This is a genomic window from Streptomyces sp. NPDC055243 (assembly GCF_044544025.1).
Classification (GTDB): Bacteria; Actinomycetota; Actinomycetes; order Streptomycetales; family Streptomycetaceae; genus Streptomyces.
Map to the genome: position 1 here is coordinate 42,524 of NZ_JBITWR010000002.1, position 17,453 is coordinate 59,976.

13 protein-coding genes are annotated in these 17,453 nt (G+C 71.5%); 10 read left to right on the plus strand and 3 right to left on the minus strand.

What is annotated here, in order from left to right; all coding sequences use genetic code 11:
- Positions 1 to 88: 88 nt before the first annotated feature.
- The 5 genes from ACIGXX_RS05175 to ACIGXX_RS05195 all read left to right on the plus strand — a co-directional run bounded on the left by ACIGXX_RS05175 (position 89) and on the right by ACIGXX_RS05195 (position 8,218).
- Positions 89 to 1,618 (plus strand): 3' terminal RNA ribose 2'-O-methyltransferase Hen1, encoded by a 1,530-nt coding sequence (locus ACIGXX_RS05175; RefSeq protein WP_399972918.1) that lies wholly within the window; start codon positions 89 to 91, stop codon positions 1,616 to 1,618.
- Positions 1,615 to 4,215, plus strand: coding sequence for a polynucleotide kinase-phosphatase (locus ACIGXX_RS05180; protein WP_399972921.1), 2,601 nt, complete (start codon positions 1,615 to 1,617; stop codon positions 4,213 to 4,215). The genes ACIGXX_RS05175 and ACIGXX_RS05180 overlap by 4 nt, the downstream gene beginning before the upstream one ends.
- A 124-nt stretch (positions 4,216 to 4,339) precedes the next feature.
- On the plus strand, positions 4,340 to 5,569 hold the full coding sequence (locus ACIGXX_RS05185; protein WP_351158171.1) for an arginine deiminase: 1,230 nt from the start codon (positions 4,340 to 4,342) through the stop codon (positions 5,567 to 5,569).
- Between the two features lie 87 nt (positions 5,570 to 5,656).
- Positions 5,657 to 6,655 carry an ornithine carbamoyltransferase gene (gene argF / locus ACIGXX_RS05190; RefSeq protein ID WP_399972924.1) on the plus strand — a complete coding sequence of 333 codons (999 nt, stop codon included), beginning with the start codon at positions 5,657 to 5,659 and terminating at the stop codon, positions 6,653 to 6,655.
- Between the two features lie 111 nt (positions 6,656 to 6,766).
- On the plus strand, positions 6,767 to 8,218 hold the full coding sequence (locus tag ACIGXX_RS05195) for an amino acid permease (RefSeq protein WP_399972927.1): 1,452 nt from the start codon (positions 6,767 to 6,769) through the stop codon (positions 8,216 to 8,218).
- Here the strand turns inward: ACIGXX_RS05195 and ACIGXX_RS05200 are convergent.
- Entirely contained in the window at positions 8,199 to 8,615 is a 417-nt protein-coding gene (locus ACIGXX_RS05200) for an ATP-binding protein (RefSeq protein WP_351158179.1), read from the minus strand. The two genes, ACIGXX_RS05195 and ACIGXX_RS05200, sit on opposite strands and share 20 nt — an antisense overlap.
- A 319-nt stretch (positions 8,616 to 8,934) precedes the next feature.
- On the opposite strand from ACIGXX_RS05200, the gene ACIGXX_RS05205 reads away from it, so the two are divergent.
- A complete protein-coding gene (locus tag ACIGXX_RS05205) occupies positions 8,935 to 9,762 on the plus strand; it encodes an enoyl-CoA hydratase family protein (RefSeq protein ID WP_351158182.1) in 828 nt (275 codons plus the stop codon).
- A gap of 2 nt (positions 9,763 to 9,764) precedes the next feature.
- Positions 9,765 to 12,098: a bifunctional salicylyl-CoA 5-hydroxylase/oxidoreductase gene (locus ACIGXX_RS05210; RefSeq protein WP_399972932.1), complete on the plus strand. Its 2,334-nt coding sequence runs from the start codon at positions 9,765 to 9,767 to the stop codon at positions 12,096 to 12,098.
- Positions 12,099 to 12,107: 9 nt separating this feature from the next.
- Here ACIGXX_RS05210 and ACIGXX_RS05215 read toward each other — a convergent pair whose 3' ends face one another.
- Positions 12,108 to 12,932: a PaaX family transcriptional regulator C-terminal domain-containing protein gene (locus ACIGXX_RS05215; protein WP_351158184.1), complete on the minus strand. Its 825-nt coding sequence runs from the start codon at positions 12,930 to 12,932 to the stop codon at positions 12,108 to 12,110.
- A 4-nt stretch (positions 12,933 to 12,936) separates the two neighbouring features.
- The gene (locus ACIGXX_RS05220) at positions 12,937 to 14,577 is read right to left on the minus strand and encodes an AMP-binding protein (RefSeq protein ID WP_399972936.1); all 1,641 of its coding nucleotides are present in this window, start codon (positions 14,575 to 14,577) and stop codon (positions 12,937 to 12,939) included.
- A gap of 103 nt (positions 14,578 to 14,680) precedes the next feature.
- Between ACIGXX_RS05220 and ACIGXX_RS05225 the strand changes: the two genes are divergently transcribed.
- From ACIGXX_RS05225 to ACIGXX_RS05235, 3 genes are all read left to right on the plus strand, one after another.
- Positions 14,681 to 15,880 carry an acyl-CoA dehydrogenase family protein gene (locus tag ACIGXX_RS05225; protein ID WP_399972939.1) on the plus strand — a complete coding sequence of 400 codons (1,200 nt, stop codon included), beginning with the start codon at positions 14,681 to 14,683 and terminating at the stop codon, positions 15,878 to 15,880.
- Between the two features lie 267 nt (positions 15,881 to 16,147).
- Positions 16,148 to 16,546, plus strand: coding sequence for a RidA family protein (locus ACIGXX_RS05230; RefSeq protein WP_351158193.1), 399 nt, complete (start codon positions 16,148 to 16,150; stop codon positions 16,544 to 16,546).
- A gap of 65 nt (positions 16,547 to 16,611) precedes the next feature.
- On the plus strand, positions 16,612 to 17,448 hold the full coding sequence (locus ACIGXX_RS05235; RefSeq protein WP_351158196.1) for an alpha/beta hydrolase: 837 nt from the start codon (positions 16,612 to 16,614) through the stop codon (positions 17,446 to 17,448).
- Positions 17,449 to 17,453 lie beyond the last annotated feature (5 nt).

The window sequence follows — 17,453 nt, forward strand, 5'->3', positions numbered from 1 at the left end:
GTCGGTGATGTTCGCTGTACGGTCTAGAGGCGCGCTGGAGCCGCAACCGTAAGTTTCCGCAGTTCAGATTGCGTTTCGAGGCAAATCCGTGTTCCTGACGATCAGTACCTCCGGTACCCCTGAGAGCCCCGCGACCGACCTCGGGTTCCTGCTGCACAAGCATCCCGAGAAGGCGCAGGCGTTCTCCACCTCGTACGGCACCGCGCACGTCCTCTACCCCGAGGCGTCCGTGGAGCGTTGCACGGCCGCGCTGCTGCTCGAGGTGGATCCCGTGGCACTGGTGAAGCGGGGCAAGGGCAAGGGGCGGGGCGGTGCGCCCGACGCGGCGCTCGCGCAGTATGTGAACGATCGGCCCTACGCCGCTTCGTCGCTGCTCGCCGTGGCGCTGAGCGCGGTGTTCTCCAGCGCGATGCGCGGGGTGTGCACCGCACGGCCCGAGCGGGCGGGGCAGCCGCTGCCGCTGCGCATCGAGATACCCGCGCTGCCCGCGCGCGGCGGGGCCGACCTGGTGCACAAGCTGTTCGAGCCGTTGGGCTGGACGGCCACGGTGACGCGGATTCCGCTGGACGAGCAGTTCCCGGAGTGGGGCGAATCTCGGTACGTCCATCTCGTACTCGACGTGCCGGACGGGAAGTTGACCCTGGGCGAGGCGCTTCGGCACCTCTATGTCCTGCTCCCCGTGCTCGACGACGCCAAGCACTACTGGGTCTCGCCCGACGAGGTCGACAAGCTGCTGCGCGCCGGTGAGGGCTGGCTCGCGGGACACCCGGAGCACAAGCTCATCACCAGCCGCTATCTGGCGCGGCGCTGGTCGCTCACCCAGGAGGCCATGCAGCGGCTCGAACTGGTGCGGCTCGCGGACGCGGACGACACGGACGTCGACGACATCGACAACGCGGTCGACGAGGAGAGCGACACGGAGGACACGCCGACCCCGCTCGCCGTGCTGCGCCGCGAGGCGATCCTCGCGGCGCTGACCGGTGCCGGTGCCGGGCGCGTGCTCGACCTCGGGTGCGGTCAGGGCCAGTTGGTGCAGGCGCTGCTCAAGGACACGCGGTTCACCGAGATCGCCGGTGTCGACGTGTCGATGCGGGCGCTGACCGTCGCGTCGCGGCGGCTGAAACTGGACCGCATGGGCGAGCGGCAGGCCGAGCGCGTCAAGCTCTTCCAGGGCTCGCTCGCGTACACGGACAAGCGGCTCAAGGGGTACGACGCCGCCGTGCTCAGCGAGGTCATCGAGCACCTCGACGTGGAGCGGCTGCCCGCCCTGGAGTACGCGGTGTTCGGCTCCGCACGGCCGCGCACCGTGCTCGTGACGACACCGAACGTCGAGTACAACGTCCGCTGGGAGACGCTCCCCGCCGGGCATGTCCGGCACGGCGACCACCGGTTCGAGTGGACGCGCGAGGAGTTCCGCGGCTGGGCCGGCCAGGTAGGTGAACGGCACGGGTACGACGTGGAGTTCGTGCCGATCGGGGTCGACGACCCCGAGGTGGGGCCGCCGACGCAGATGGCCGTGTTCACGCGGTCCGACCAGACCGACCAGACCGACAAGGCCGGCAAGACCGACCAGACCAGCAAGAACGACGAGAACGCCAAGGAGGTGCAGGCGGCATGACGAAGGAATCCAGCTCCAGCAACAGCACTGGCTCCAGCAACAGCACTGGCTCCAGCGCCGAAGCCACCCAGCCGGGGCGCGTGCTGCCCGTCACCGACCTCTCCCTCGTCGTCCTCGTCGGTGCCACCGGCTCCGGCAAGTCCACCTTCGGCCGCAGGCACTTCAAGCCCACCGAGGTGCTCTCCAGCGACTTCTGCCGCGGCCTCGTCGCCGACGACGAGAACGACCAGGGCGCGAGCGGCGACGCCTTCGACGTCCTGCACTACATCGCGGGCAAGCGGCTCGCCGCGGGCCGCCGCACCGTCGTCGACGCGACCAACGTGCAGAGCGAGAGCCGCAAGCAGCTGATCGACCTGGCCAGACAGCACGACGTGCTGCCCATCGCCATCGTCCTGGACGTGCCCGAGGAGGTCTGCGCCGCTCGCAACGCCCAGCGCGCCGACCGTGCGGGCATGCCCCGCCGCGTCATCCAGCGCCACCAGCGCGAACTGCGCCGTTCGCTCAAGCACTTGGAGCGCGAGGGGTTCAGGAAGGTCCACGTCCTCAAGGGCGTGGCGGAGATCGACGGCGCCACCATCGTCACCGAGAAGCGCTACAACGACCTCTCGCACCTTACGGGCCCCTTCGACATCATCGGCGACATCCACGGCTGCGCCGCCGAGCTGGACACCCTGCTCGGCAAGCTCGGTTACGTCGACGGCACGCACCCCGAAGGGCGTACGGCCGTGTTCGTGGGCGACCTCGTCGACCGCGGCCCGGACTCCCCGGGCGTGCTGCGCCGCGTGATGTCGATGGTCGCCGGCGGCACCGCCCTGTGCGTACCGGGCAACCACGAGAACAAGCTCGGTCGCCACCTCAAGGGCCGCAAGGTCCAGCACACTCACGGACTCGCCGAGACCGTCGAGCAGTTGGCGGCGGAGAGCGAGGAATTCCGCGCCAGCGTCCGGGAGTTCGTGGACGGGCTCGTCTCGCACTATGTCCTCGACGGCGGCAGGCTCGTCGTCTGTCACGCGGGTCTGCCCGAGAAGTACCACGGTCGTACGTCGGGCCGGGTGCGCTCGCACGCGCTCTACGGCGACACGACCGGCGAGACCGACGAGTTCGGCCTGCCCGTGCGCTATCCGTGGGCGGAGGACTACCGCGGCAGCGCCGCCGTGGTCTACGGCCACACTCCCGTGCCCACCGCGAGCTGGCTGAACAACACCATCTGCCTGGACACCGGCGCCGTCTTCGGCGGCAGGCTCACCGCGCTGCGCTGGCCGGAGCGCGAGCTGGTCGACGTACCGGCGGAGCGGGTCTGGTACGAACCGGCCAAGCCGTTGCGCACGGAGGCGCCCGGCGGTCACGACGGACGGCCGCTCGACCTGAACGACGTGCACGGCCGCCGCGCCGTGGAGACCGGGCACGCCGGCCGCGTCGCCGTGCGCGAGGAGAACGCGGCGGCGGCCCTCGAGGTCATGAGCCGCTTCGCCGTCGACCCGCGGCTCCTTCCCTACCTCCCGCCGACGATGGCGCCCACCGCGACATCGCAGCGCGAGGGGTACTTGGAGCACCCGGCCGAGGCCTTCGCGTCGTACGCCCAGGACGGGGTCGCCCGGGTCGTGTGCGAGGAGAAGCACATGGGCTCGCGCGCCGTGGCCCTGGTGTGCCGTGACGCGGACGTGGCCCGGGAGCGCTTCGGCGTGGACGGGCCCACCGGCTCGCTCTGCACCCGCACCGGGCGCCCCTTCTTCGACGATTTTGAGGTCACCGAGGAGATACTCGGCCGCGTGCGCACCGCCGTCACCGAGGCGGGCCTGTGGCAGGAGCTCGACACGGACTGGCTGCTGCTCGACGCGGAGTTGATGCCCTGGTCGCTCAAGGCCTCCGGCCTGCTCCGCACGCAGTACGCGGCCGTGGGCGCCGCATCCGGAGCCGTCTTCCCCGGCGCGATCGCTGCCCTGGAAGCGGCGACGGCACGCGGCGTGGACACCGGGGCGCTGCTGGCCAAGCAGCGCGAACGGGCCGTGGACGCCGCCGCCTTCACGGACGCCTACCGCCGCTACTGCTGGCCGACCGAGGGCCTGGAGGGCGTGCGTCTGGCGCCGTTCCAGATCCTGGCCGTCCAGGGCCGCAGCCTCGCCGCGCTCCCGCACGACGAACAGCTCGCCCTGATCGACCGCATGGTGGAGCACGACGGCACCGGCCTGCTTCAGACCACCCGACGGCTGTACGTGGAAACGGGCGACGAGGCGTCGGTCCAGTCGGGCATCGACTGGTGGACGGAGATGACCGGCCGCGGCGGCGAGGGCATGGTCGTCAAGCCGGTCGAGGCGCTGGTCAGGGACGGGAAGGGCCGGATCGTGCAGCCCGGCATCAAGTGCCGTGGCCGCGAATATCTCCGGATCATCTACGGCCCGGAGTACACCCGCCCCGACCACCTCGACAAGCTGCGCGGCCGCTTCCTCGGCCACAAGCGCTCGCTCGCGATCCGTGAGTACGCGCTGGGGCTCGAAGCCCTCGACCGCCTCGCGGCGGGCGAGCCGCTGTGGCGGGTCCACGAAGCGGTGTTCGCGGTCCTGGCCCTGGAGTCGGAGCCGGTGGACCCGCGGCTCTAGCCGCGAACCCACCGCTCTAGCCGCGAACCCACCGCTCTAGCCGCGAACCCACCGCTCCAGCCGCGAACCCGCGGCTTTGGCCAACAGCGGGCGTCGGCCGTCCGGCAGGGGAAAGATGGACTCCATGGGATTCCATGTCGACTCCGAGGCCGGGCGGCTGCGCCGCGTGATCCTGCACCGCCCTGATCTGGAGCTCAAGCGGCTCACGCCGACCAACAAGGACGCGTTGCTCTTCGACGACGTCCTGTGGGTCCGCAGGGCCCGCCAGGAACACGACGGATTCGCCGACGTGCTGCGCGATCGGGGGGTGGCCGTCCACCTCTTCGGCGACCTGCTGACCGAGGCGATGGACGTGCCCGGCGCGCGCCTCCTGGTCCTGGACCGGGTCTTCGACGAGAAGGAGTACGGGCCGCTGGCGACGGACCATCTGCGGGCCGCGTTCGAGACGTTGCCGTCGGCCGAGCTCGCCGACGCGCTGATCGGCGGGATGACGAAGCGGGAGTTCCTGGAGCGCCACCCCGAGCCGACGTCGGTGCGCTTCCACTGCATGGACCTGGACGACTTCCTGCTCGGCCCGCTGCCCAACCACCTCTTCACGCGCGACACCTCCGCCTGGATATACGACGGCGTCTCGATCAACGCGATGCGCTGGCCCGCGCGGCAGCGCGAGACCGTGCACTTCGAGGCGATCTACCAGCACCACCCGCTCTTCCGGGCCGAGGAATTCCACATGTGGTCCCAGGGGCAGTCGGACTACCCCTCCACCATCGAGGGCGGCGACGTCCTGGTGATCGGCAAGGGGGCGGTCCTCATCGGCATGAGCGAGCGCACCACGCCGCAGGCCGTCGAGATGCTCGCGCACAAGCTGTTCGCCGCGGGCTCCGCGCAGACGATCGTGGCCCTGGACATGCCGAAGAGACGCGCGTTCATGCATCTGGACACCGTGATGACGATGGTCGACGCCGACACCTTCACGCAGTACGCGGGCCTGGGCATGCTGCCGTCGTACACCATCGAACCGGGCGTCGACGGGCGGGAGCTGAAGGTCACCGACCATCCGCCCGAGCACATGCACCGGGCCATCGCGGCGGCCCTAGGCCTGAGCGGCATCCGGGTCCTCACGGCCACCCAGGACGTGCACGCGGCCGAGCGGGAGCAGTGGGACGACGGTTGCAACGTCCTGGCGGTGGAGCCGGGCGTCGTCGTGGCGTACGAGCGGAACTCGACGACGAACACGCATCTGCGCAAGGAGGGCATCGAGGTGATCGAGATCCTGGGGAGCGAGCTGGGGCGAGGCCGGGGCGGTCCGCGCTGCATGAGCTGTCCGGTGGAGCGCGATCCGATCACTGAATAGACGCGTTGAGATCACTGAATAGAAATGTGGAGCATCGTATAGACTTCCAGAATCCCGTGTCCCCGTACTCGCCTCTGGAGCGCCATCATGGCCATCGACCTCACCGGCCGCCACTTCCTCAAGGAGCTGGACTTCACCGCCGAGGAGTTCCGCGGCCTGATCGATCTCGCCGCCGAGCTGAAGGCGGCCAAGAAGGCGGGGACCGAGACGCAGCGGCTGCGCGGCAAGAACGTCGCGCTGATCTTCGAGAAGACCTCGACCCGTACGCGCTGTGCCTTCGAGGTCGCCGCCGCCGACCAGGGCGCCTCCACCACGTATCTCGACCCCTCGGGCTCGCAGATAGGGCACAAGGAGTCGGTCAAGGACACCGCGCGCGTGCTCGGCCGGATGTTCGACGGCATCGAGTACCGCGGGGACAGCCAGCCCGGGATCGAGGAGCTCGCCGCCTACGCGGGCGTGCCCGTCTACAACGGCCTGACCGACGACTGGCATCCCACCCAGATGCTCGCCGACGTGCTCACGATGACCGAGCACAGCACGAAGCCCCTCACGGAGATCGCCTTCGCGTATCTCGGTGACGCGCGCTTCAACATGGGCAACTCGTACCTGATCACCGCCGCGCTGCTCGGCATGGACGTACGCATCGTCGCGCCGAAGGCCTACTGGCCCGCCGACGCGATCGTGGCGCGGGCCCGCGAGCTCGCCGGGACCAGCGGTGCGCGGATCACGCTCAGCGAGGACGTCGCCGAGGGTGTCGCGGGCGCCGACTTCGTCGTGACCGACGTCTGGGTCTCCATGGGCGAGCCCAAGGAGGTCTGGGACGAGCGCATCGCGGCGCTCGCGCCGTACGCCGTGACGATGGACGTCCTGCGCGCGACGGGCAACGCCGACGTGAAGTTCCTGCACTGCCTGCCGGCCTTCCACGACCTGGGCACGAAGGTCGGGCGCGAGATCCACGCGCGGCACGGTCTAAGCTCTCTGGAGGTCACCGACGAGGTCTTCGAGTCGGCGCACTCCGTCGTCTTCGACGAGGCCGAGAACCGCCTGCACACGATCAAGGCGGTCCTCGTCGCCACGCTCGCCTGAACGCGTTACCGCACGCTCACACGGGCGGGGCCGGGGAACACCTTCCCCCGGCCCCGCTTTTTTGCGGCACACCCCAGCCGCTCCCCGCACCACCGAAATGAGAACCACCGCATGCGCACGACCGGTCCGGCAGGACTCCGCATCAAGTCCCCCGAACTCCTCGTCGCCGAATCGGGTGCCGACCTCGAAGGCCACGGCCTCAAGCGCACCATGGGCCTGTTCCAGCTGGTCTGCTTCGGCGTCGGCGCGATCGTCGGCACCGGCATCTTCGTCGGCCTCTCCGACAGCGTCGCCGAGGCGGGCCCCGCGGTCGCCGTCTCGTACTTCCTGGCCGCCGTGACCTGCATCTTCACCGCCTTCTCGTTCGCCGAGCTGGGCGGTGCGATCCCGGTCTCCGGCAGCTCGTACTCCTTCGCGTACGCCTCGCTCGGCGAGCGCACCGCCTTCCTCGTCGGGTGGTGCCTGCTCCTGGAGTACGGCGTCTCGGTCTCCGCCGTGGCGGTCGGCTGGAGCCAGTACCTGAACGAGCTGCTCGAAAGCCTCACCGGCCAGCACCTGCCCGACGCGCTCTCCGCGGGGCCCGGCGAGGGCGGCGTGGTGAACCTGCCCGCCGTCGTCGTGATCCTGCTGGCCGCGGTGCTGCTCGTGCGCGGCATCCGGGAGAGCGCGCGGGCGACGGCCGCCATGGCCATCCTCAAGATCGGGATTCTGCTGCTGTTCCTGGCGATCGCGTTCACCGCGTTCAAGGCCGGCAACCTCACCCCCTTCGCGGGCGCCGGTGCCTCCGGCATCACCGCGGGCGCCTCGCTCGCCTTCTTCTCCTTCATCGGCTTCGACGCGATCACCACGGCGGGCGAAGAGGTCAAGAACCCCCGGCGCAACATCCCGATCGCCATCCTGATCTGCATCGGCGTCGCCACGCTGCTGTACGTCGCCGTCGCCCTCGGGGCGATCGGCGCGCTGGGCGCGGACGCGGTCGCCGACAAGCCCGCCGCGCTCTCCCTGGTCGTCAACCAGGTCACCGACTCGACGATCGGCGGCGGCATCATCGCCTTCGGCGCGGTCGTGGCCATCGCGTCCGTCGTGCTCGCCGTGATGTACGGCCAGACCCGCATCCTGATGTCGATGTCCCGCGACGGGCTCATCCCGCGCGTCTTCGAGCGCGTGTCGCCGAAGACCTCGACGCCGGTCGCCAACACCTGGATCGTCGCGGCGGTCTTCGCCGTCCCCGCCGCCTTCTCGTCGCTGGACGTGGTGGTCAACCTGACGACGATCGGCACGCTGGGGATCATGGTCGTGGTGAATGTCGCGGTGCTCGCGCTGCGCCGCTCGGCGCCGGAGCTGAGGCGCACCTTCCGGGTGCCGCTGTACCCCGTGAGCCCGATCCTGGGCGTGGGCTTCTGCCTCTACCTGATCTGGGGCACGGGCTGGACGACGTGGGTGCAGTTCGCGGTGTTCCTCGTGGTGGGCACGCTGGTGTACGCGCTGTACGGGCGCCGCAACTCCCGGCTGGGCAAGGCCGCAGAGGCCGAGGCCGGTTCGCCTACGCCGCGGGGAGTGTGAACCAGACCGCCTTGCCGGAGCCGGTGGTGCGGTGACCGCACGAGGAGCTGAGGGTGCGGATCAGGAGCAGGCCGCGCCCGTGCTCCTGCCAGGGGTCCGGCTCGCCGGGCGGTGACGGGTTGGTGAGATCACCGGGCGGCTGCGGGTTCGAGTCGTGGACCTCGACCTGGCAGCCGCTCGCCAGGAGCTCGATGACGAGCTCTATCGGGTCGTTCCCCGACGTGTGCTCCACCGCGTTGGCCACCAGCTCGGCCGTGAGCAGCTCGGCGGTGTCGCTGTCGGCGGGCGACTCGATCTCCGTGAGCGCGGTGCGCACCAGCGCGCGGGCGATCGGTACGGCGGCCGTGGTGTGCGGCAGCGCGATGCGCCACGAGGCAGGAGCGGGAGGTTCTTGCAAGGCTGGTCCGATCAGGGCAGCAGGCGGTCCTGCTTTCAACCGTACGAATCTTAAGCGCTATGTCGACAGGGTCGACGGTCGGGCATTTCCGGGACGTCCGGCCCTTGGGTGCTCCAGGTGAAAAGACGCGCATATCGGGATTTCAGTTCCCACAAGGGCTCTGTGGTGCGGATGGGAGCTCTGGGGGCTGCCGCGGCCGTGGGGTCCACGGGGAGGCTGCCCGGACCGCATATCGCGCACTCGTGACGACGGTCACGGATCGGTGATAACTTCGAGAGGCAGACCGCCGCCGCCCCGACCGAGGAGGCCGCACGTCGTCATGAGTCCCTTCACCGGCTCCGCCCCCCGCACCCCCGACTGGCAGCACCTCCGCTTCGAGGTGGACGACGGGGTCGCCACGGTCACCCTGGCCCGCCCCGACAAACTGAACGCGCTCACCTTCGGCGCCTACGCCGACCTGCGCGATCTCCTGGCCGAGCTCTCCCGCGACAAGTCCGTGCGCGCCCTGGTGCTCGGCGGGGAGGGGCGCGGCTTCTGCTCGGGCGGTGACGTCGACGAGATCATCGGCGCGACCCTCGGCATGGACACCGCTCAGCTGCTCGACTTCAACCGCATGACGGGCCAGGTCGTCCGGGCCATCCGCGAATGCCCCTTCCCGGTGATCGCCGCCGTGCACGGGGTCGCCGCGGGCGCGGGCGCCGTGCTCGCCCTCGCCGCCGACTTCCGGGTGGCGGACCCCTCGGCGCGGTTCTCCTTCCTCTTCACCCGGGTCGGCCTGTCCGGCGGCGACATGGGCGCCGCGTACCTCCTGCCCCGCGTCGTCGGCCTCGGCCACGCCACGCGCATCCTGATGCTGGGCGACGCGGTGCGCGCCCCCGAGGCCGAACGGATCGGTCTGATCAGCGAGTTGACGGACGAGGGCAGGGCGGCCGAGGCCGCACAGGCCCTGGCCCGCCGCCTCGCCGACGGGCCCGCCCTCGCGTACGCGCAGACCAAGGCCCTGCTGACCTCCGAACTGGACATGCCGCTCGCCGCCGCCGTGGAGCTGGACGCGGCGACGCAGGCCCTGCTCATGACCGGCGAGGACTACAAGGAATTCCACGCGGCGTTCACGGAGAAGCGCCCGCCCAAGTGGCAGGGGCGCTGACCATGACCACCCCCGCGACCACGGCCACCCCCGCGCGCGGCTCCGCGCACCGCATCGCCGTCATCGGCGGCGGCCCCGGCGGGCTCTACGCGGCGGCCCTGCTCAAGCGGCTCGACCCGGAGCGCGAGATCACCGTCTGGGAGCGCAACGCCCCGGACGACACGTTCGGCTTCGGCGTCGTCCTCTCGGACGAGACGCTCGGCGGCATCGAGCACGCCGACCCCGTCGTGTACGCCGCTCTCCAGGCGGAGTTCGTGCGCTGGGACGACATCGACATCGTGCACCGGGGCAGCCGGCACACCTCGGGCGGCCACGGCTTCGCTGCGCTCGGGCGCCGCCGACTGCTCGGCATCCTGCACGAGCGGTGCCGGGAGCTCGGCGTCGACCTGCGCTTTTGCGCCGAGGCACCCCCTGCGGCCGAGCTCTCCACCGCGTACGACCTGGTGATCGCGGCCGACGGCGTGCACAGCCTCACCCGCGAGGCGCACGCCGAAGCCTTCGGGCCGAGCATCGAGACGCACCGCTGCCGCTACATCTGGCTCGCCGCCGACTTCGCCTTCGACGCCTTCCGCTTCGAGATCGCCGAGACCGAGCACGGCGTGATGCAGCTGCACGGCTATCCGTTCTCCACGGCGGGGAGCGGGGGCGGGACCGGCGAGTCCACCGTCATCGTCGAGATGCGCGAAGAGGTGTGGGAGGCGGCCGGGTTCGCGGAGCTCGACGAGCGCGAGTCGACCGAGCGCTGCGCCAAGATCTTCGCCGACGCCCTCGACGGCCGCACCCTGCGCGGCAACAAGTCCGCCTGGATCAACTTCCGCACGGTCGTCAACAAACGCTGGTCGCACGGCAACACGGTCCTCATCGGCGACGCGGCCCACACCGCCCACTTTTCCATCGGCTCCGGCACCAAGCTCGCCGTCGAGGACGCCCTCGCGCTCGCCGCCTGCCTCCAGGAGCGGCCCGGCATTGCCGAGGCCCTCGCCGCGTACGAGAGCGAGCGCCGGCCCGTCGTCGAGTCCACGCAGCGCGCCGCCCGCGCGAGCCTGGAGTGGTTCGAGCGGCTCCCGGACTATCTCGGCCAGCCGCCGCGCCAGTTCGCGTTCAACCTGCTCACCCGCAGCCGCCGCGTCACCCACGACAACCTGCGGCTGCGCGACGCCCGCTTCACCGAGTCCGTCGAGCGCGACTTCGGCTGCCCGGCCGGTACGCCGCCGATGTTCACGCCCTTCCGGCTGCGCGACCTCACCCTGCGCAACCGCGTGGTCGTCTCGCCCATGGACATGTACTCCGCGGTGGACGGCGTCCCCGGCGACTTCCACCTCGTCCACCTGGGCGCCCGTGCGCTCGGCGGCGCGGGCCTGGTCATGACCGAGATGGTCTGCGTCAGCGAGCGTGGCCGCATCACGCCGGGCTGCGCCGGGCTCTACACCGACGGCCAGGCCGACGCCTGGCGCAGGATCACCGACTTCGCGCACGCGCAGGCGCCCGGCACCGCGATCGGCGTCCAGCTCGGTCACTCGGGCCGCAAGGGCTCGACGAAGCTGATGTGGGAGGGCATCGACGAACCCCTCGACGAGGGCAACTGGCCGCTGGTGGCGCCCTCGCCCCTCCCGTACAAGGAGAACAGTCAGCGCCCGCACGAGCTGGACCGGGCCGAACTGACCGCGGTCCGCGAGGAGTTCGTCTCGGCGGCCCGGCGCGCAGATGACAGCGGTTTCGACCTCCTCGAACTGCACTGCGCGCACGGCTATCTGCTGTCCGGGTTCCTCTCGCCGCTGACCAACCGCAGGACGGACGAGTACGGCGGATCGCTGCACAACCGACTGCGCTTCCCCCTCGAAGTCTTCGACGCGCTGCGGGAGTTGTGGCCGGAGGGTAAACCCATGACCGTCCGCATCTCGGCCACCGACTGGGCCGACGGCGGCACCACGGCGGACGAGGCCGTCGAGATCGCCCGCGCCTTCGCCGCCCACGGAGCCGACGCGATCGACGTCTCCACGGGCCAGGTCGTCTCCGACGAGCGCCCCGCGTACGGCCGCTCCTACCAGACCCCGTTCGCCGACCGCATCCGCAATGAAACCGGTACCCCCGTCCTCACGGTCGGCGCCATCTCCTCCTGGGACGACGTCAACTCGCTGATCCTGGCGGGCCGCACGGACCTGTGCGCACTCGCGCGCCCGCATCTGTACGACCCGCACTGGACCCTGCACGCGGCGGCCGAACAGGGCTACGCGGGGCCGGGAGTCAGCTGGCCCTCGCAGTACCGCGCGGGCAGCAGGCCGCCGCAGACCGGCCGCACGGACGCCCCCAAGCCCCGCCTCACGCTGGGGAGGTGACGAGCGGGCTCAGGTGCCGTCCGGCGCGGGCGTCACGAAGCGCGCCCCCGCGTCCCGCAGCCGCCCGTCCAGCGCCGTGAACACCTCGGCGGACCGGTCGCCGGGCCACCCCTCCGGGAGGAGTTCCCCCGGCAGCCCCGGATCCGCGTACGGAAGCCGGCGCCAGGAGTCCAGGGCCAGCAGGTAGTCGCGGTACGCCTCCTCCGGCGGGGTGTCCGTCCGCCCCTGCCAGGCCCGGAGCACCGGCTCGTGCCGGTCGAGGAACGCCTCGTGCTCCTTGGCGATCGAGGACAGGTCCCACCAGCGGGCCACCGCGTCCGCCGTCGCCGCGAAGCCCAGGTGCTCGCCCCGGAACAGGTCGACGTACGAGGCGAGTTGGAGGCGCTCCAGGGTGTGCCGGGTCTCTTCGTAGAGGTGCGCCGGGGCGATCCATACCCCTGGAGCGGCCGTCCCGAAGCCGAGCCCGGCAAGGCGGGAGCGCAGTACGTGTCGCTTCTGGCGCTCCGACTCCGGCACGGAGAAGACGGCGAGCACCCAGCCGCCGTCCCGCCGCGCGGCCGGGGGAGAGGCGTAGATGCGCCGGTCGCCGTCCTCCAGGAGCTGGCGCGCGTCCGGCGACAGGGCGTACCCCGCGGCGCCCGCGGCCGTCCGCGCCGGGACGAGGAGGCCGCGCCGCTTGAGCCGGGACACGGACGAGCGCACGGAGGGGGCGTCCACGCCGACCGGGGCGAGGAGTCTGACCAGCTCGGCGACGGGCACCGGGCCGGGGGCCGCGCGCCCGTAGGCGCCGTAGAAGGTGACGATCAGGGACCGTGGAGTGTGCTGCTCGGACACGTGATCACTCTACGGGGCCGGGCTCCCGCAGCCGGAACCGCTGGAGCTTGCCCGTGGCGGTGCGCGGCAGCGCGTCCAGGTAGACGATCTCGCGCGGGCACTTGTACGGCACCAGCTCGCCCTTCACGAACTCGCGGAGCCGGTCCGGGTCCCGTTCCGTGCCCGGACGCGCGACGACGTACGCGACGACTATCTGCCCGCGCAGCTCGTCCGGGCGCCCCACGACGGCGGTCTCCAGGACGTCGGGGTGGCGCATGAGCGCCTCCTCGACCTCCGGGCCCGCGATGTTGTACCCGGCCGAGATGATCATGTCGTCCGCGCGGGCCACGTAGGTGAAGTAGCCGTCGGCGTCGCGGACATAGGTGTCGCCGGTGACGTTCCAGCCGTGGCGTACGTACTGAAGCTGCCGCTCGTCACCCAGATAGCGGCAGCCGACCGGGCCGCGGACGGCGAGCAGGCCTGGTTGCCCGTCCGGCACCTGGGCCCCCGAATCGTCGACCACGCGCGCGTGCCACCCCGGAACGGGGCGGCCCGTGGTGCCGGGCCTGATGGCCTCGTCCGCGGCGGAGATGAAGATGTGCAGGAGCTCGGTCGCGCCGATGCCGTTGATGATGCGGTGCCCGGTGCGCTCGTGCCAGGCCTGCCAGGTGGAGGCGGGCAGGTTCTCGCCGGCGGAGACGCACCGCCGCAGCGTGGAGACGTCGTGCGCGTCGGGCCTGCTGAGCTCGTCGAGCATCGCGCGGTAGGCGGTCGGCGCGGTGAAGATCACCGTCACGCCGTGCTCGGCGATCGCGGGCAACAGCTGCTTGGGACCCGCCTGTTCGAGCAGGAGCGAGGAGGCGCCGAACCGCAGCGGGAAGATGACGAGCCCGCCGAGCCCGAAGGTGAAGCCGAGCGGCGGGCTGCCCGCGAACACGTCCTCGGGCACGGGCTTGAGGACGTGGCGCGCGAAGGTGTCGGCGATGGCGAGCACGTCACGGTGGAAGTGCATGCAGCCCTTGGGGCGGCCGGTGGTGCCGGAGGTGAAGGCGATGAGGGCGACGTCGTCGGCGGCGGTGTCGACGGGTTCGTAGCCGTCCGGCTGCCGGGCGGCGCGCGCCAGCAGGTCGTCGTCCGTGTCCGCGCCGTACGTGGTGACGCGGAGCCCCGGGACACCGGCCTTGATCAGGTCGTCCACGGCGCGGGCGTCGCACAGCGCGTGGCCGACCTCGGCGATCTCGCACATCGTGGCCAGCTCCTGCGAGCGCTGCTGGGCCAGGACGGTGACCGCGACCGCGCCCGCCTTCATCACCGCCAGCCAGCAGGCCGCGAGCCAGGGGGAGGTGGGGCCGCGCAGCAGGACGCGCTGGCCGGGCCGTACGTCGAGTTCGCCGGTCAGGACGTGCGCGATCCGGTCGACGTGCCGCTGCAGCTCGCCGTACGTCCACAGCTCGCCGGAGCCCGCACGGAACGCGGGACGGTCGGCGCCGAACCGCGCCACCGTCCGGTCCAGGAGCTCGGCGCCGCAGTTGAGCCGGTCGGGGTAGTGCAGCTCGGGCCGGTCGTGGACGAACGCGGGCCACTGCTCCGGCGGCGGGAGATGCTCCCGGGCGAAGGTGTCGACGTGGGCCGATGGATGGAGTCGGGGTGCACTCTTGGCGTCCACAGCGGGTCGCCCCCTTGCCGTTCGGGCTTGTGGTGAGCTCGCGCAACGAGCGTATCGTGATGGTGACGACAGTCAACGGTGCGCGATAGAGGAGGGGCCCGGCATGACGGCATTCTCGCTCAATCCGGAACAAACCGCCTGGTGTGCGGAGCTACGCACCCTCGCCGACGAGCGGCTGCGCCCGCTGGCGGAGAAGGGCGAGCCGGGCCGGGTGAACCGCCCGCTGGTGGAGGCGCTGGGTGAACTGGGTCTGCTGGACCGCCTGTTCGCGGGCGAGGGGGAGGGTAGGGGTGGGGGTGGGGGTGGAGCCTCCACCCCCTCCGCCTCACGGGCCCCGCGCGCCACGTCCGGCGCCCTGGGGCTCTGCCTCCTGCGCGAGTCCCTCGCCTATGCCTGTACGGAGGCCGAGACAGCGCTCGCCCTGCAGGGCCTGGGGGCGCACCCCGTCGCCGCGTACGGCTCCGCGCGCCAGCGCGAGCAGTGGTTGGCCCCCGCCCGCGCGGGCCACGCCGTCGCAGCCTTCGCGCTCTCCGAGCCCGGCGCGGGCTCGGACGCCGCGGCCCTGGCCCTGCGCGCCGCGCCGGACGGCCCGTCCTCCTGGCGGCTCACCGGCGAGAAGTGCTGGATCTCGAACGCACCCGAGGCCGACTTCTACACCGTCTTCGCCCGTACGACCCCCGGCGCGGGCGCCCGCGGCGTCACCGCCTTCCTCGTGCCCGCCGACCGGGCGGGCCTCACCGGCACCCCCCTGGACATGCTCTCCCCGCACCCGATCGGCGCCCTCGCCTTCGACGGCGTGACCGTCACCGGCGACGACGTGCTGGGCGAACCCGACCGCGGTTTCCGCGTCGCCATGACCACCCTCAACCGCTTCCGCCCCAGCGTCGGCGCCTTCGCGGTCGGCATGGCGGCCGCGGCGCTCGACGCGACGCTCGCGCACACGGCTCAACGCGACGCGTTCGGCGGCAAGTTGAAGGACCTTCAGGCGGTGGCGCACCAGGTCGCTGAGATGGCCACCCGGACCGAGGCGGCCCGCCTCATGGTGCACGCGGCGGCGGCGGCCTACGACCGCGACGAGCCGGACATCGCCCGGCGCGCGGCGATGGCGAAGCTGATGGCCACGGAGACGGCGCAGTATGTGGTGGACGCGGCGGTTCAGCTGCACGGGGCGTGCGCTTTGCAGCGGGGGCATTTGCTGGAGCACTTGTACCGGGAGGTGCGGGCGCCTCGTATCTACGAGGGGGCGAGTGAGGTGCAACGGACCATCATCGCGAAGGAGTTGTACTCGGGTTACAACGAATGATCTCTCCCCAACCCCGCCCCTTCCCGAAAACCCGCTCTGGCGCGGGGGCCTTGGTGGCCGTCCATCACCGGCTCCGCCGAGTTCGTCCTCAAACGCCGGACGGGCTGAAAATTCAGCCCCTCCGGCGTTTGAGGAGCGGGGTCTGGGGCGGAGCCCCAGGTTGGCCCCCGCGCCGAGCGGGTTTTCGGGAAGGGGTGGGGTTGGGGAAAGGCCCGCCGCAGGCGCAACGATCCCGCACACGACTACAGAGAGACAGGAGACCACCCCATGCCCCTCAACCGCATCAACCCCGTAGACCTCTCCCCGCCCACCGGCTTCTCGCACGCCGTCACCGCCACCGGCACCCGCCTCGTCTTCCTCGCGGGCCAGACCGCGCTCGACGTCGAGGGGAAGGTCACCGCCACCACCCTCCCCGAACAGTTCGAGCAGGCGTTGACCAACCTCCTCACGGCCCTGCGCCACGCAGGCGGCACCCCCGCCGACCTCGCCCGCGTCACCGTCTACGCCACGGACGTCGCCGACTACCGCACCCAGGCCGCGCAACTCGGCCGCATCTGGCGCAAGTTGGCGGGACGCGACTACCCCGCCATGGCGGTGATCGGCGCCGTCCGGCTCTGGGACGAACAGTGCCTGGTGGAGCTGGACGGGGTGGCGGTACTCGACTGATCCGCATAGCGTCATGCCGACGATCACGCGAGGCAATGACGATCACGCGAGGAAACGGGGCGGGCATGGCACAGATCGAACTCACCGCGGGACCGATCGAGTACGAGGACACCGGAGGGACCGGCACACCGCTCGTCCTTCTGCACGGTCCTGTCCAGGACGGCAGCGTATGGCGCCACGTCGTCGAGGAACTGGGCGACGAGTTCCGCTGCCTGGTGCCGACCCTGCCGTACGGCAGCCACCGCGTGCCCCTGAAGCCGGGCGCCGAGCTCACGCCACCGACCATGGCCCGGCTGATCGGCGAGTTCGCCGACGCGCTGGAGCTCGGCGACGACGCGGTCTTCGTCGAGAACGACGCCGGACGGCTCCAGCAGCTGGCGGCCGAACGCCCCGACCGAGTCGGCCGGATGGTCATCGCGGGCTGCGAGGCCTTCGACAACTACCCGCCGCGCGCGGGCGGCAAGATGATGGACGCCGCCGCGCGCGTCCCGGGCGGCATCGCGCTCCTGGTCCGCATCCTCTCCGTACGCGCCCTGCGCCGCGTCCCGGGCACGGGATTCGCGGTCATGGCGCACCGCCCCGTCCCGCACGACCTGACCGACCGCTGGCTCGAACCGCTGCGCACCGACCCCGTGGCACGCGGGGTCCTGGTCCGCTATCTGCGCTCCGCGCGCAAGACGGAGATGCGGGAGGCGGCGGACGCGCTGGCCTCGTACGACAGGCCGGCCCTGATCGTGTGGGGCAAGCAGGACAAGATGATGCCCCCGGAGCACGGCCGCAGGTTCGCCGAACTGCTTCCCAAGAGCCGCCTGGTGGAGCTGGACGACTGCCGCACGCTGATCCCGCTGGACCGCCCGGACGGCCTGGCTGCGGCGATCCGGGAGTTCGTGGCCGCCACCTAGGGCGG